At 64.8% G+C, this 15,215-nt stretch carries 11 protein-coding genes; 6 read left to right on the forward strand and 5 right to left on the reverse strand.

Annotated features, from left to right (window positions below; translation table 11 throughout):
• Positions 1–5 precede the first annotated feature (5 nt).
• Positions 6–1,181, reverse strand: coding sequence for an isochorismate synthase EntC (entC, locus tag ABLU50_RS08915; RefSeq protein ID WP_004885741.1), 1,176 nt, complete (start codon positions 1,179–1,181; stop codon positions 6–8).
• A gap of 230 nt (positions 1,182–1,411) precedes the next feature.
• Here entC and fepB point away from each other — a divergent pair, with 230 nt between their 5' ends.
• Entirely contained in the window at positions 1,412–2,329 is a 918-nt protein-coding gene (gene fepB / locus ABLU50_RS08920) for a Fe2+-enterobactin ABC transporter substrate-binding protein (RefSeq protein ID WP_153650209.1), read from the forward strand.
• A 131-nt stretch (positions 2,330–2,460) separates the two neighbouring features.
• On the opposite strand, the gene entS is transcribed toward fepB, so the two are convergent.
• A complete protein-coding gene (gene entS / locus ABLU50_RS08925; RefSeq protein WP_017899055.1) occupies positions 2,461–3,702 on the reverse strand; it encodes an enterobactin transporter EntS in 1,242 nt (413 codons plus the stop codon).
• 112 nt (positions 3,703–3,814) lie between these two features.
• Between entS and fepD the strand changes: the two genes are divergently transcribed.
• From fepD to fepC, 3 genes are read left to right on the forward strand one after another with little or no spacing between them, the layout of a single operon-like run.
• Complete coding sequence (gene fepD, locus ABLU50_RS08930) at positions 3,815–4,822, forward strand: Fe(3+)-siderophore ABC transporter permease (protein WP_060876223.1); 1,008 nt, start codon at positions 3,815–3,817, stop codon at positions 4,820–4,822.
• The gene (fepG, locus tag ABLU50_RS08935; RefSeq protein ID WP_176391526.1) at positions 4,819–5,811 is read left to right on the forward strand and encodes an iron-enterobactin ABC transporter permease; all 993 of its coding nucleotides are present in this window, start codon (positions 4,819–4,821) and stop codon (positions 5,809–5,811) included. The genes fepD and fepG overlap by 4 nt, the downstream gene beginning before the upstream one ends.
• Positions 5,808–6,602 (forward strand): iron-enterobactin ABC transporter ATP-binding protein, encoded by a 795-nt coding sequence (fepC, locus tag ABLU50_RS08940; protein ID WP_087832416.1) that lies wholly within the window; start codon positions 5,808–5,810, stop codon positions 6,600–6,602. The genes fepG and fepC overlap by 4 nt, the downstream gene beginning before the upstream one ends.
• Before the next feature lie 64 nt (positions 6,603–6,666).
• On the opposite strand, the gene entF is transcribed toward fepC, so the two are convergent.
• Genes entF through fes form a run of 3 tightly spaced genes read right to left on the reverse strand, consistent with a single transcriptional unit; the run spans position 6,667 to position 11,998 of the window.
• The gene (gene entF, locus ABLU50_RS08945; protein WP_087832415.1) at positions 6,667–10,548 is read right to left on the reverse strand and encodes an enterobactin non-ribosomal peptide synthetase EntF; all 3,882 of its coding nucleotides are present in this window, start codon (positions 10,546–10,548) and stop codon (positions 6,667–6,669) included.
• Positions 10,549–10,558: 10 nt separating this feature from the next.
• On the reverse strand, positions 10,559–10,762 hold the full coding sequence (locus ABLU50_RS08950; protein ID WP_087832414.1) for an MbtH family NRPS accessory protein: 204 nt from the start codon (positions 10,760–10,762) through the stop codon (positions 10,559–10,561).
• Positions 10,763–10,789: 27 nt separating this feature from the next.
• Positions 10,790–11,998, reverse strand: a complete 1,209-nt coding sequence (gene fes, locus ABLU50_RS08955) for an enterochelin esterase (RefSeq protein WP_049004478.1) — start codon at positions 11,996–11,998, stop codon at positions 10,790–10,792.
• 259 nt (positions 11,999–12,257) lie between these two features.
• Here fes and fepA point away from each other — a divergent pair, with 259 nt between their 5' ends.
• Complete coding sequence (gene fepA / locus ABLU50_RS08960; RefSeq protein ID WP_017899050.1) at positions 12,258–14,486, forward strand: siderophore enterobactin receptor FepA; 2,229 nt, start codon at positions 12,258–12,260, stop codon at positions 14,484–14,486.
• Between the two features lie 66 nt (positions 14,487–14,552).
• A complete protein-coding gene (gene entD, locus ABLU50_RS08965; RefSeq protein ID WP_048294361.1) occupies positions 14,553–15,182 on the forward strand; it encodes an enterobactin synthase subunit EntD in 630 nt (209 codons plus the stop codon).
• Positions 15,183–15,215: the final 33 nt, after the last annotated feature.

A 15,215-nucleotide genomic window follows, 5' to 3' on the forward strand; every position in this document is an offset into this window, starting at 1 on the left:
GCCTCTTAATTCAAGCCAAATACGTTAAGCATGGTGGTCAGTTTGACGCCGGTTTCGCGCCATTCGCCCAGCGGCGAGGAGGCCGGAACAATGCCCGCGCCGGCAAACAGGCGCAGCGTACGCTGCTGCAGACGCGCGCAGCGGATGGTCACCACCCATTCGCCGTTGCCTTCATCGTCACACCAGCCGACGATGCCGCCGAACAGCTGACGGTCGAAGGGTTCCAGTTCGGCAATCAGGCGCTTCGCCGCCTGGTGCGGGAAGCCGCTCAGCGCCGGAGTCGGGTGCAGCAGGCAGGCCAGCGACATGGCGTTTTCTTCCGCCAGCGCCGTGCCTTCGATCGGCGTCGCCAGATGCCAGAGCGTCGGGGTGGTGATCAGCTGCGGCGATGACGGCAGCGACAGCTGGCTGCTGCGCGGGCCCAGCACGCTCTTCATCGCCTGGGTCACCAGCTCGTGCTCATGGCGATCTTTGCCGGACGCCAGCAGCCTGTTGCCCGCTTCGCGGTCCAGCACATCGTCAGGCTGGCGGCGGGCGGAGCCGGCCAGCGGCAGTGAGCTGAAGTGCGCCCCTTCTTTACGCAGCAGTAGCTCCGGGCTGGCGCCCAGCAGCACGCCGCCGTCGGCGAGCGGCACATGGAAGTTAAAGCTGGCGGGGTTCTGAGCGATCAGGCGCTCCATCAGGGCACCGCTATCGACAGGATCGCGGGTGGTGATATCGATTAGTCGTGATAGCACCACTTTGTCGACTTCCGGGGTGGCGGTCAGCGCTGCGGCGCGTTCCACCATGGCTAGAAACGCGTCCTGCTCCGGGATCTCCCGGCGCTCCACCACCGCCATCGCCTCCAGCGGCGCGGCATAGCGGGCGGAACGCTGTTTTTCCGGTCGCGAGAACGCTTCCCAGCGCTCGGGGATATAAAGCTCGGAAGGCTGACAGGTGTCGAACGGGATGGCCCCGACCATCACCGGCTTGCGGATCCCCGCCGCCCGGGCCTCGGCAAAGGCGGCGGCCATCTGCTGCTGGAACTCGCCGTTCAGCGCATCGCCGCCGACGGCGGGCGCTGAGAGGCGGCGGAAGCAGCCTGAGGTGCTAAAACTGCGGTACGGCGACATAAAGAAGAAGCTGTCCGGCGACAAGGTCCGGGTAGGTTTCTGTACATCCTCAGCCAGTGACGTTTCCATATCATCCTCCAAAAACGATAAATATATTACGAATAATTATCATTTGTATTTTGGTTGGCTAACCTAAAAGGTATTGCCCGCCATGTCAACCGCGTTACGTCATCGCGCCGCCACTTTGGCTTGCATCCTGTCAACGCAAAGTTGAAAATGAGACGCATTTATTACCCTTCGAATCAGGATGCGATGACGTGAACTTCTCTTCTTTTTGCCGCCGCGGTGCGCTGACCGGCATGCTGTTGTTTTTAGGAATTACCTCAGCCCAGGCGGCGGACTGGCCGCGCCAGGTCACCGACAGCTACGGGACACACACCCTGCCGAGCCAGCCGTTGCGCATTGTCTCCACCAGCGTGACCCTCACCGGCTCGCTGCTGGCGATCGACGCGCCGGTGGTCGCCAGCGGCGCCACCACCCCGAACAACCGCGTGGCCGATAGCCAGGGCTTTCTGCGCCAGTGGAGCGAGGTCGCCAAAGCCCGCAAGCTGGCGCGGTTGTATATCGGCGAACCGAGCGCGGAAGCGGTGGCCGCCCAGATGCCGGATCTGATCCTGGTGAGCGCCACCGGCGGCGACTCCGCCCTGCCGCTGTACGATCAGCTCAAAACAATCGCCCCGACGCTGGTCATCAACTATGACGATAAAAGCTGGCAAACGCTGCTCACCCAGCTGGGGCAGATCACCGGCCATGAGCAGCAGGCCAGCGCGCGCATCGCCGACTTCAATAAACAGCTCGTTTCGTTAAAAGAAAAAATGAAGCTGCCGCCACAGCCGGTCACCGCCCTCGTCTATACCGCGGCCGCGCACAGCGCCAATATCTGGACGCCGGAATCGGCCCAGGGGCAGATGCTCCAGCAGTTGGGCTTTAGTCTGGCGACGCTGCCAGGCGGCCTGCCCGCCAGCCACAGCCAGGGCAAACGCCACGATATCGTGCAGCTGGGCGGGGAGAACCTGGCGGCCGGACTGAACGGCCAGAGCCTGTTCCTGTTCGCTGGCGACCAGAAAGATGTCGATGCCATCTACGCCAATCCGCTGCTGGCGCATCTCCCGGCGGTCGAAGGGAAACGCGTCTACCCGCTGGGCACCGAGACCTTCCGTCTTGACTACTACAGCGCCCTGCTGGTGCTCCAGCGTCTCTCCAGCCTGTTCGGCTAGCGCGGGCTGTGCCATCAGGACGGGAACCCAGCCTGAACGCTTTGCCGGGCGGCGCTGCGCTTGCCCGGCCTACAATGCCCGCGCCCCCAGGCCCGGTAAGGCGCAGCCGCCACCGTGCAATCGCCCCCTACTTAACTTTCTTTGACGATTTCCGGGCGCTGGAAGCGGCGCAGCTCGCGTAGCAGCCCCACCAGCAGCACGCCGACGAGGGCCAGCGCCCAGCCGCTGGCGCTGGCGGAAGCGACCGGCGTCATCACCGCCCCTAACCCGCCGAGCAGCGCCGCGCCGATGGCGTCGCCGGTAACGTTCTGGGCGGTCCACAGACCGTTAATCCGCCCGAGCATATGTTCCGGCGTCTGGGTCTGGATCAGGGTGTACTGCAGCAGCGAGCTAATAGCGCTCAGCCAGCCAAACAGCGCCAGGCACAGCGCACCCAACGCCCAGTGTGGCATCAGGCTGAACAGCGCAATGGCGACAAAGGAGCACACCGTCGTCGCCAGCATCAGCGCGCCCGGCCGCACGGTCTGGGCCAGCTGGCCGCTGGTCAACGCCCCCAGCGCAGCGCCGAGCGGAATCGCGGCGTACAGCAGGCCAATCTGTCCGGCCGACATCTGCCAGCTCCCGGCCAGCGCCGGATAGAGCACCCGCACCGCGCTGGCCATGGTCAGCAGGCCGCCGAGCAGCGCAATCCCGCCGATAAGCGGGCTCTGACAGAGGAAGGTTAGCCCCGCCAGCAGGGCACGCAGCGGATGCTCACGCGGCTGCGGAGGCGGCGGCAGCTGCGGCAGACGCAGCAGGGTTAAGGTGGTGATAAACGTCCCCGCCGCCGCCAGGCCGAAGTTCCACGCCACGCCGCCGGAGGCCAGCAGCAGGCCGCCGATCATAGGCGAAATCACCGAGCCCAGGCGCACCGTCAGCATAGTGATGGCCCCGGCCTGCATCAGATTTTCCCGCCCCACCAGTGCCGGGGTCGCCGCCAGCAGCGCGGTCACGCCTAAAGAGGCGAAGAAACCGTCCCAGATCCCCAGCAGATAAATCGCCGCCAGCGACGGCTCCGGCAGCAGGGCGTTCAGACACAGGCCGACAAAGCCCACGCCGCAGGTGCCGCGCGCCAGCAGGATCAGGCGTTTGCGCTCATAGCGGTCAGCCAGTACGCCCCCCACCATCAGGCCAATAAACATCGACGCGCCGGTCAAGGTCACCGACAACCCGACCTGCCAGGTCGAATGGGTCATCATCTGGATCTGCACCGGGATGGCCACGCCCAGCAGACCAAGCGACAGAATAGAGATAAAGCGAGCGATAAAAACGGCGCGAAACGCCGGGTGAGTTTTCAGCAGGCTGAGGTTAAGCAGCCAGGATTGTCGGTTCATTACAGCGCCTTGTCGTTATTTTTAATACCCTTTTTCCTGTGGGTCATGCTACCATAGCTGAATAAAATCGATAACGATAATTACTATCATTATCATATCAGGGATGTCAGTTATGTCGTTTTCTACGACCGCGGTACGCTCTGTCGCCGTGCCCGGATTGTTGCTACTACTCGCCTTAGCCGCCGCGCTTAGCCTGACCATCGGCGCCAAATCGTTGCCGATCGGCACGGTATTCACCGCCTTTAGCGGAACCTGTCAAAGCGCCGACTGCACCATCGTGCTGGATGCGCGCCTGCCGCGCACCCTGGCCGGTCTGCTGGCGGGCATCGCCCTCGGTCTCGCCGGCGCGCTGATGCAGACGCTCACCCGTAACCCGCTGGCCGACCCCGGCCTGCTGGGGGTCAACTCCGGCGCCAGCTTCGCCATCGTCCTCGGCGCGGCGCTGTTCGGGATCACCTCTCCACAGGAGCAGCTGCTGCTGGCGTTTTGCGGCGCGCTCTGCGCCTCGCTGCTGGTGGCTTTCACCGGCAGCCAGGGCGGCGGCCAGCTGAGCCCGGTGCGCCTCACCCTCGCCGGGGTCGCCCTTGCGGCGGTGCTGGAAGGGCTGTCCAACGGCATCGCCCTGCTCAACCCCGACGTCTACGATCAGCTGCGCTTCTGGCAGGCCGGTTCGCTGGATATCCGCACCCTGCAGACGCTGAAAATTGTCCTGCTGCCGGTGGTGATGGCGGGGATCGCCGCCCTGCTGCTGAGCCGGGCGCTTAACAGCCTGAGCCTCGGCAACGATACCGCCACCGCCCTCGGCAGCCGCGTCGCCCGCACCCAGTTGATCGGCCTGATCGTTATCACCGTCCTGTGCGGCAGCGCCACCGCCGTCGTCGGCCCTATCGCCTTTATCGGTCTGATGATGCCGCATATGGCGCGCTGGCTGGTGGGGGCCGATCATCGCTGGTCGCTGCCGGTCACCCTGCTCGCCACCCCGGCGCTGCTGCTGTTTGCCGACGTGATTGGCCGCCTGCTGGTGCCCGGCGAACTGCGGGTATCGGTGGTGAGCGCCTTTCTCGGCGCGCCGGTGCTGATCTGGCTGGTGCGCCGCCAGCCGCGGGGAGGTGGCCTGTGATTGCCCCGTCCCGCCGCCTGATAGCCAGCTGTCTGCTGCTAATGGCCGCCAGCCTGCTGATTTCCCTGCTCGGGCTGGCGCAAGGCCCGGTGCCGCTAACGATTGACCAGGTGTTCTCGGCGCTGTTCGGCGACGCGCCGCGCAACGTCACGATGGTGGTAAACGAATGGCGGCTGCCGCGGGTGTTAATGGCGCTGCTCATCGGCGCCGCACTCGGCGTCAGCGGCGCCATTTTCCAGTCGCTGACCCGTAACCCGCTCGGCAGCCCGGACGTGATGGGCTTTAACACCGGCGCCTGGAGCGGCGTGCTGGTGGCGATGGTGCTCTTCGGCCAGAACCTGACGGCGATCGCCCTGGCGGCGATGGCCGGCGGGGTGCTGACCTCGCTGGTGGTCTGGCTGCTGGCCTGGCGCAACGGGATCGAGACCTTCCGCCTGATCATTATCGGCATCGGCGTGCGCGCCATGCTGGTGGCATTCAACACCTGGCTGCTGCTGCGCGCCTCGCTGGAGACCGCCCTTTCTGCGGGCCTGTGGAACGCCGGATCGCTTAATGGCCTGACGTGGGGTAAAACCTGGCCGTCAGCGCCGCTGATCCTGTTGATGCTGGTGGGCAGCGCCCTGCTGGTTCGCCGGATGCGGCTGCTGGAGATGGGCGACGATACCGCCTGCGCGCTGGGGGTGCAGGTCGAACGCTCGCGCCTGCTGCTGATGCTGGTGGCAGTGGTGCTCACCGCCGCCTCGACGGCGCTGGCCGGGCCAATCTCATTTATCGCGCTGGTGGCGCCGCATATCGCCCGCCGCCTGAGCGGCACGACCCGCTGGGGATTAACCCAGTCTGCCCTGTGCGGCGCGCTGCTGCTGGCGCTGGCCGATTACGGCGCCCAGCGGCTGTTTATGCCCTGGCAACTGCCGGTGGGCGTGCTAACCGTCAGCCTCGGCGGTATTTACCTTATTGCTTTGTTGATTCAGGAGTCCCGCAAAAAATGAGTGCTGTCCCCTCCCGTTTGCGCGGCGAGAAGTTAACCCTGGCCTACGGGAACAAGACTATCGCCGAGTCGCTGAACGTGACCATCCCTGACGGCCACTTCACCGCCATTATCGGCCCCAACGGCTGCGGCAAATCGACGCTGCTGCGCACCCTCAGCCGCCTGATGGCGCCGGCCAGCGGCCATGTCTGGCTCGACGGCGCGCAGATCCAGCAATATGCCACGAAAGAGGTTGCCCGCCGCATCGGACTGCTGGCGCAGAATGCCACCACTCCTGGCGATATCACGGTGCAGGAGCTGGTGGCCCGCGGGCGCTACCCGCACCAGCCGCTGTTCACCCGTTGGCGCAAAGAAGATGAAGCGGCGGTAAACAACGCGATGCGGGCTACCGGAATCAGCGACCTGGCGCTGCAGAGCGTCGATACGCTCTCCGGCGGCCAGCGCCAGCGGGCGTGGATTGCGATGGTGCTGGCCCAGGAGACAGAGATTATGCTGTTGGATGAGCCGACCACCTGGCTGGACATCAGCCATCAGATCGACCTGCTGGAGCTGTTGAGCGAGCTGAATCGCGAGAAGGGCTATACCCTGGCGGCGGTGCTGCACGATCTTAACCAGGCCTGCCGCTACGCCACCCACCTGATCGCCCTGCGCGACGGCAAGATCGTCGCCGAGGGGGCGCCGAAGGAGATCGTCACGGCGGAACTGATTGAACGAATTTACGGCCTGCGCTGCACGATCATTGAGGATCCGGTGGCGCATACGCCGCTGGTGGTGCCGCTGGGGCGCCGGTAATTCTCCCTTTCCCCGGCTTGCGCTACCCTGAGCCGGGCTACCTGCTGTAGCCCGAACTCAACCGTTATCCCAGAATCTCCTTGACCACCGGGCCGATGGCTTCAAAGGCCTGCGGGGAGATAATGTCGACGTGGGCGCAGTTCTGGCTGAACACCTCCAGCTCGCCCACCCATGGGCCCCATACGACCTGCGGATCCATCCCCGCCTGCCGCGTCTTCTCCGCCACGAACAGCGTCGCCTTGCCGTCAAACTTCGCGCTGTGCGCGGTGGTTAACAGCCGTACCGCATCGGCATAGTTGGCTTCGATGGCGCTGAACAGCTCGCCGGAGGCTTGCCCCTGCTGGGCGGCAAGAAACGCTTCGCGCTCGCGGGCAATCTCCGCCAGCACAGCCGGATCCAGCCCGTTAGCCTCTTTCTCCGCCCAGTTTTGCGTCTCCGGCGGCCAGGTATCCAGCAGGCCGAGGAAGGCCACCGCTTCGCCGCGCTGGCGCAAGCGGGCGGCAATGCCCTGGGCTAAGGTGCCGCCCAGCGAATACCCGAACAGGTAATAAGGGCCGTGCGGCTGCTGCGCCAACAGCGTTTGCAGATGATGCTCGCAGACCTCGTCGAGGCTGGCGGCGCTGGCCATCGGCCCCTGCGGGCGCGGCGACTGAATACCGGTAATTGACCAGCGCGGGCTGAGATAGCGCGCCAGCACGCTGAACTGCCAGGCGAAGCCGGAGGCCGGATGGAAGCAGAACAGCGTCGGACCGTCGCTCTCGCGCAGCGGCAGAAGCGTATCCAGCCCCAGGCGCTGAGCCTGCTCATCGCTGAGATCGGCCGCCAGCAGCGCGCTCAGTTTGCCCACCGTCGAGGCCACCATCACCTGCCCCGGGGTCACCTGTCGCGCCAGCTGGCGGCTAAGCTGTGCCGCCAGGCGCATCGCCAGCAGCGAATGGCCGCCGAGGGCAAAGAAATCAGCGTCGATATCATTCACCTCGCAGCCCAGCAGCTGACTGAAGGCGGCGGCGACAAGAGTTTCCATGCCGGGCTCCGGCGGCCGGCCGCTGCGCTCGCCGCCGAGGGTCGGCAGCGGCAGCGCTTTGCGATCCAGTTTGCCATTAGCGCTGAGCGGTAGGTCAGCGAGCTGCATCAGCACCACCGGCACCATATGCGGCGGCAGCTGTTCCGCCAGCCGCGCTTTCAGCGCCGCGGTATCCAGCGGCAGGCCGGAGTCAGAGACCAGATAGCCCACCAGCTGCCGGGCATCACCGCCGGTCGCCGCCGCCTGGTTGAAGACGCAGGCGTGACTCACCGCCTGCGCCACGTCCGGCAGGGCCGACATCGCCCGGTCAATCTCGCCAAGCTCGATGCGCTGCCCGCGGATCTTCAGCTGATCGTCGCTGCGGCCAAGATACTCCACCGCGCCGTTCGCCAACCAGCGCGCCACGTCGCCGGTCCGATACATCCGCTCGCCGGGGGCAAACGGGTCGGCGATAAAGCGGCTGGCGGTGAGGTCCGGACGCCCCAGATAGCCCTGCGCCAGCTGAATGCCGGTGAGATAAAGATCCCCCGCCACCCCCGGCGGCACCGGGCGCATCGCGGCATCCAGAATGCGCAGCCCGGTGTTCCATACCGGCCAGCCAATCGGCACGCTGCTGCCGGTCACCGCCGCCAGCTCAGGCCCGCAGGCCGGATACCAGCTGACGTCCACCGCCGCTTCCGTCGGGCCGTACAGGTTATGCAGCGGCGCGCCGGTCAAGCGCTCCCACTCGCGGCACAAGTCCGTCGGCAGCGCTTCGCCGCTGCAGAATACCCGCCGCAGCGTGCGGCAGGCGGCGACGCTGTCGGCATCCAGCGAGGCGACAAACGCCGCCAGCATCGACGGCACAAAGTGGGTGGTGGTCACGCCGTAGTGGGCGAAGAACTGCTGCATCGCCTGCGGGTCGCGGTGCGCCTCCGGCTCGGCCATCACCAGCCGCGCGCCGGCGATAAACGGCCACCAGAACTCCCACACCGAAACGTCAAAACTGCACGGCGTTTTCTGCGCCACCACGTCGTCGGCAGATAACGGATAGCGATCCTGCATCCACAGCAGGCGGTTGACGATGGCGGTCTGGCCGACCATCACCCCTTTCGGCCGCCCGGTGGAGCCCGAGGTAAAGATGATGTAGGCGGTATGGTCCGGTTTTGACAGCGCCAGCGGCGCGTCATCCGCAACGGCCAGCGGCTGCTGGTAGCAGAGGCTCTCCAGCCCGGGGATATCGTTGAAGCGGGCCAGCTGATCCTCCGAGGCGATCAGCAGCGACGGCCGGGCGTCTTCCAGCATCATCCGCAGACGGTCGTCCGGGTAGCCGGTGTCCAGCGGCAGCCAGGCGGCCCCCGCTTCGACAATGCCGTGCAGCGCCAGGGTCAGGAACACCGAGCGCGGCAGGGCCACCGCCACGCTGTCGCCCGGCTTCACGCCGCGTTGACGCAGCAGCTGCGCGAGCGCCACCACCTGCTGACGCATCTCGCGATAGCTGAACTGCCAGTTAGCATCCGCCAGCGCTGGGGCATCAGGGGTCTTCCGCGCCTGGTCGGCCACCAGCGCGCTGAGGGTGGTGGCGGGCAGCGGCATAGCGGTATCGTTGACCGCCGCCAGGCGGGTCAGCTCGTCGGCGGAGAGCATCTCCGCGTCGCCGCAGCGCAGCGTCGGATCGGCGGCAAACTGCACCAGCAGCGCGGTCAGTCGCGCCATGTGGCGACGCAGCTCGGCTTCATCATACCGGGCCTTGTTGGCGAGGATCTCCAGCGACAGCCCGCCGGTCTCATCGGGGAACAGCGCCAGCTCAAGATCGTTGACCGGGCCGGTGGCGAGAGTATGGGTCACCGTCTCGACGCCGTCGATATCCAGTAGGTAATCAAAGACTTTGACGTTCAGCACCGGGCCAAACAGCGGTTCGTCCCCTGCCGCTTTGCCGCTGTCGCGGACGATCTGCTCGGCGTCATAGCGCTGATGGCGGCGCATCTTTTTCAGCTGAGCGGCGAGGCGCATCGCCAGGTCCGCCAGCGTCTCCTGGGCGTCAATATGCACCGCCAGAGGCAGGACATTGAGCACCGGCCCCGTCGAGGTCAGCGCCGCTGAGCCCATCCGGCGCATAAAGATAAAGCCCGCCGCGTAGTCCATCCGGTTGCACAGGCGGCCCAGCCACAGCGTGGTGAGCGCCAGCGCCAGATCAGCGGGCTGACACTGCGGCACATGGCTGGCCAGGCGGCGGAAGGCGTCGGCGTTCATCTCCAGCTTCATCCGCCAGATATCGCTCCCGGCGGCGCGTCCGCCCAGCGGCGCGGCAGAGAGTGAGGCGGGAGCCGGTAACGCCTGGCGCTGGGCCTGCCAGAAAGCTTTATCCCGCTGCCAGGCCTCGCTGCCGGCGTAGCGCTGGTACTCGTCCACCACCTCGGCGAAGGAGGTGAAAGGCGACTCAGGAGTGGCTTCCCCGCGCTGCCAGGCGCGGTAGATGGCGGCGATCTGCCGGGTTATCGCCGGGAAGCTAAAGCCATCCACCAGCAAATGGTGATAACGCTGATACCAGTACCAGCGGTCGTCGCCGACGCGCAGCAGCTGATGGCACACCAGCGGGTTACCGCCGTCGACGCGCAGATCCTGCGCCAGATCCGCCTGCATCCGCTCCGTGGCGGCACGATGCGGATCCGGCGTCGTACGCAGGTCAATGATGGGCGGTTCGGCAAAGGTGCGCTCCGCCGCTACCCACTGCCAGACTTCCCCCTCCTGTTCCTCAAAGCGCAGGCTGAGGGTGTCTGCCTGCTGCAGACCGGCGACAATCGCCTTACCCAGCAGCGCGGGGTCGAGCGCGCCGCGCAGTTCAACATAGTGGGCCACGCTCCAGGCGCCAGGCAGAGTGGAGAGGCGCTCGGCCATCCAGATCCCCGGCTGCGCGGCAACCAGCGGTAAACGAGTGGTCATGGTCAGCTCCTTATGCCGCATGATGAGCGGGGGTCAGTGTCGGCCAGTTAGCCGCCAGCCAGGCGTTGCACGCCTCAACCGACTGCGGAGGGCACACTACCGTCCAGCCGGCAGGCAGCGCGCAGTGCCCCGGCCACAGGCTGTACTGCTGCTCATCATTGCGCAGAATGTAAAACTGCCCTTGCGGATTGTCGAAGGGGTTACTGAATTGCATATCAAACTCCTGTCGTAAAGCGCTGTGCTAAGGGGGCGACAGCAGAGGCTGCCAGAGCTGAATAAGCCCTGCCGTCAGCCCGCCGCGCCAGCAGAGCGCATCATGCCCGCCGTCAACCTGACGCCAGAAAATTGTCTGCTGCGTGGTGGTGAGTTGCGCCAGCAGCGCCTGGTTGGCGCGAAAAATAATCGGTTCACGCTGGCCCGCCTCCAGCCAGATGCGCAGCCCGGCCGCGGACGCCTCGCCCTGGCGCAGACGTTCGCCGATAAAGCCCTCCCCGCGGCCATCGCGATGCGGCCACCAGTAGGAGCCTGACTGGCTGAGTACGCAGCCAAAGCGCTGCGGCCAGTTGAGGGCGGCGAACATCGCCGCCAGGCCGCCGAAGCTTTGCCCGGCCACCACCGTCCGATCCGGGCGGTCGCTGAACGGGGCATGGCCGCGGACCAGGGGCAGGAGCTCCTCCTGCACCGCCAGCCAGAAATCGCGATGACAGGGCAGCTCAACCCCGCGGCGCTGGTTATCGATCGCGTCGATCAGCAGGTAGACCGCCGGCGGCAGTCTCCCCTCGCGGGTCAGCGCGGCCAGTGGCGACCACACCGGCATGCTTTCGGCCCAGAACTGGCCGTCAAGCAGGATCGCCAGCGGCCGTGTTTGCGGATCGACGGCCTCGCCGGGGGTGTAGATCCAGACCCGGCGATGGTTGCCCAGACGCGCGCTGCGCCACTCAAGGCAATGGGCGGGAGGATGCGCTGCATTAAGCTGGTCCCAGCCGGGCTGCGCCGGCGCCTGCGGCATCTCCAGAGCCGAGACCCCATGGCCGCGTCCACCCCGCCAGCTGTGCGGGTTCAGCGGATCGGCTATCGCCCGCGGCAGCAGTTTGCGCCAGCCTTCGCGCAGCAGCGCGCGGTCCGGCTTATCAGCGCTGAACACCTCAGGGGAAAAATCATCGTCACGGTCGGAGGGAATAAAGCAGTAGCTGCCGCGCCAGGTCGGCGACAGCGTGGTTCGCCAGCACCAGGCGTCGGTCCCGGGCAGACGTTGCAGCGATTGCGGCCGCGCATTCTGATGGTGGTCGGTCACGCCGGTGATATAGAGCCATACCCGACGGCGCGGAGAACGCGTTTCATCCCCTGCCGGATCCCGCCACCAGAACGTCACCTCGATGGCGTCATCCACCGCCCGGGACTGCGGACCCTGCAGGGTTCGCCACCACTCCTCGCTTCCTGTCGTTAACATTCTGTCATTAACCCTATGTATCGCGTGACTTTTTTAATTAATTGTCATTCTTTATTGATAATATTATTGATAACTATTTGCATTTGCAATAGCGTATTAGCGCGCCGTGGGAAGCGCGTCTTTCACAACACATGTCGAAGAGAGCTTATTCAGCTAGCGACGGAGTGCCTTTGCCCTCTTCCGGCAACATTTATGCCGCCTCCCCTCCCGGTGGGAAGGGGCGTTTGGGGAACGTGGCGACAAAAAAGCAGGAATAAAAATGAATAACAGGATCAAATCCCTGGCCTTGCTGGTCAATCTGGGAATTTACGGGGTTGCTTTTCCGTTAAGCGCAGCGGAAACCGCCACCGACGATAAAAACAGCGCCGCGGAAGAGACCATGGTGGTCACCGCCGCCGAGCAGAACCTGCAGGCGCCGGGCGTCTCCACCATCACCGCCGATGAAATCCGCAAGCGTCCGCCGGCGCGCGACGTCTCGGAGATCATTCGCACCATGCCGGGGGTCAACCTGACCGGCAACTCCACCAGCGGCCAGCGCGGCAATAACCGCCAGATTGATATCCGCGGCATGGGCCCGGAAAACACCCTGATCCTGATCGACGGCAAGCCGGTCACCAGCCGCAACTCTGTGCGTCTCGGCTGGCGCGGCGAGCGCGACACCCGCGGCGACACCAGCTGGGTGCCGCCGGAGATGATCGAACGCATCGAAGTGATTCGCGGCCCGGCCGCCGCCCGCTACGGTAACGGCGCCGCCGGCGGCGTGGTGAATATCATCACCAAAAAAACCGGCGATGAGTGGCACGGCTCCTGGAACACCTATATGAACGCCCCGGAGCACAAAGACGAAGGCTCCACCAAGCGCACCAACTTCAGCCTCAGCGGCCCGCTGGGCGGCGATTTCAGCTTCCGCCTGTTCGGTAACCTCGACAAAACGCAGGCCGACGCCTGGGACATCAACCAGGGTCATCAGTCCGAACGCACCGGGATCTATGCCGACACCCTGCCGGCCGGGCGCGAAGGGGTAAAAAATAAAAACATCGATGGTCTGGTGCGCTGGGAATTCGCCCCGATGCAGTCGCTGGAGTTTGAGGCCGGCTACAGCCGCCAGGGGAACCTCTATGCCGGCGACACTCAGAACACCAACTCCAACGACCTGGTGAAAGAGAACTACGGCAAAGAGACCAACCGTCTGTACCGCAACACCTACTCGGTCACCTGGAACGGCGCCTGGGACAACGGCGTGACCACCAGCAACTGGGCGCAGTACGAACGCACCCGCAACTCGCGCAAAGGCGAAGGTCTGGCCGGGGGTACCGAGGGGATCTTCAACAGCAACCAGTTCACCGATATCGATCTGGCGGATGTGATGCTGCACAGCGAAGTCAGCATCCCGTTCGACTATCTGGTTAATCAGAACCTGACGCTGGGCAGCGAGTGGAACCAGCAGCGGATGAAGGATAATGCCTCCAATACCCAGGCGCTGTCGGGAGGAGAAATTCCGGGCTACGACAGCACCGGCCGCAGCCCGTACTCGCAGGCGGAGATCTTCTCCCTGTTTGCTGAGAACAACATGGAGCTGACCGACACCACCATGCTGACCCCGGCGCTGCGTTTCGATCACCACAGCATCGTCGGCAACAACTGGAGTCCGTCCCTTAACCTGTCCCAAGGGCTGTGGGACGACTTCACGCTGAAGATGGGCATCGCCCGCGCCTATAAAGCGCCGAGCCTGTATCAGACCAACCCGAACTACATTCTCTACAGCAAAGGCCAGGGCTGCTACGCCAGCAAAGACGGCTGCTATCTGCAGGGGAATGAAGATTTAAAAGCCGAGACCAGCATCAACAAAGAGATTGGCCTTGAGTTTAAACGCGACGGCTGGCTGGCGGGCGTGACCTGGTTCCGCAACGATTACCGCAACAAGATTGAGGCAGGCTATGCTCCGGTCTATCAAAACGGTAAAGGTACCGATCTCTACCAGTGGGAAAACGTGCCGAAAGCGGTAGTGGAGGGCCTGGAGGGCACGCTCAACGTCCCGGTGAGCGAGACCGTCAACTGGACCAACAACATCACCTATATGCTGCAGAGTAAGAACAAAGAGACCGGCGATCGTCTGTCGATTATCCCGGAATACACGCTAAACTCCACGCTGAGCTGGCAGGTACGCGATGATGTTTCGCTGCAATCGACCTTTACCTGGTACGGCAAACAGGAGCCGAAGAAGTACAACTATAAGGGTCAACCGGTTACCGGCAGCGAGAAGAACGAGGTCAGCCCCTACAGCATCCTCGGCCTGAGCGCGACCTGGGACGTCACCAAATACGTTAGTCTGACCGGCGGCGTGGATAACGTCTTCGACAAGCGCCACTGGCGCGCGGGCAACGCCCAGACCACCGGGGGTGCCACCGGCACGATGTACGGCGCCGGCGCCGAGACCTACAACGAATCGGGCCGCACCTGGTACCTGAGCGTCAACACCCACTTCTGATAGCGGGTTCTCCCTGCCCCGCCCTTGCAGGACAAAGGGCGGGGACAACCACGGTATTCTTGCCCTATGCGCATCCATCACGCCACCCTGCCGCTGGCCGGCTATACGCTGCAGCAGATCGATTTCGACCCGGCGACTTTCCAGCCTGAAGATCTGTTGTGGCTGCCCTACCACGCCAGCCTGAGCGGCTGGGGCCGCAAGCGGCAGGCGGAGCACCTGGCCGGGCGCATCGCCGCGGTCTACGCCCTGCGCGAGGTCGGGGAAAAACAGCCTCCCGCCATCGGCGATCGGCGCCAGCCGCTATGGCCCGCGCCCTGGTTCGGCAGCATCAGCCACTGCGGCCAGCGCGCGCTGGCGGTAGTGACTGACCGGCCGGTGGGGGTCGATATCGAGCGCCGGTTTACGCCACCGCTGGCGGCGGAGCTGGAGAGCAGCATTATCAACGAGGTGGAAAAAAAGGTGCTGTTACACAGCGGCCTGCCCTTCCCGCTGGCGCTGACGCTGGCGTTTTCGGCGAAAGAGAGTGGGTTTAAGGCGACGCCGACGGCAAGCCAGCGCGCGCTGGGGTTCGACGACTTTCAGATCGTGGAGGTAACGGCAAGCACCGTAGCGCTGCGGTTTGCGGGGCAACGCTATCCGCTGCACTGGACCGCGTCGGAGGAGCAGGTCATCACGCTTTGCGCATTGCAGCAGTAAACGCCCGCGCGCTTCACGCGACGGGCGTTCAGA

The sequence above is a fragment of the Klebsiella sp. GG_Kp173 genome, assembly GCF_040062415.1.
In the GTDB taxonomy this organism is placed as follows: Bacteria; Pseudomonadota; Gammaproteobacteria; order Enterobacterales; family Enterobacteriaceae; genus Klebsiella; species Klebsiella quasipneumoniae.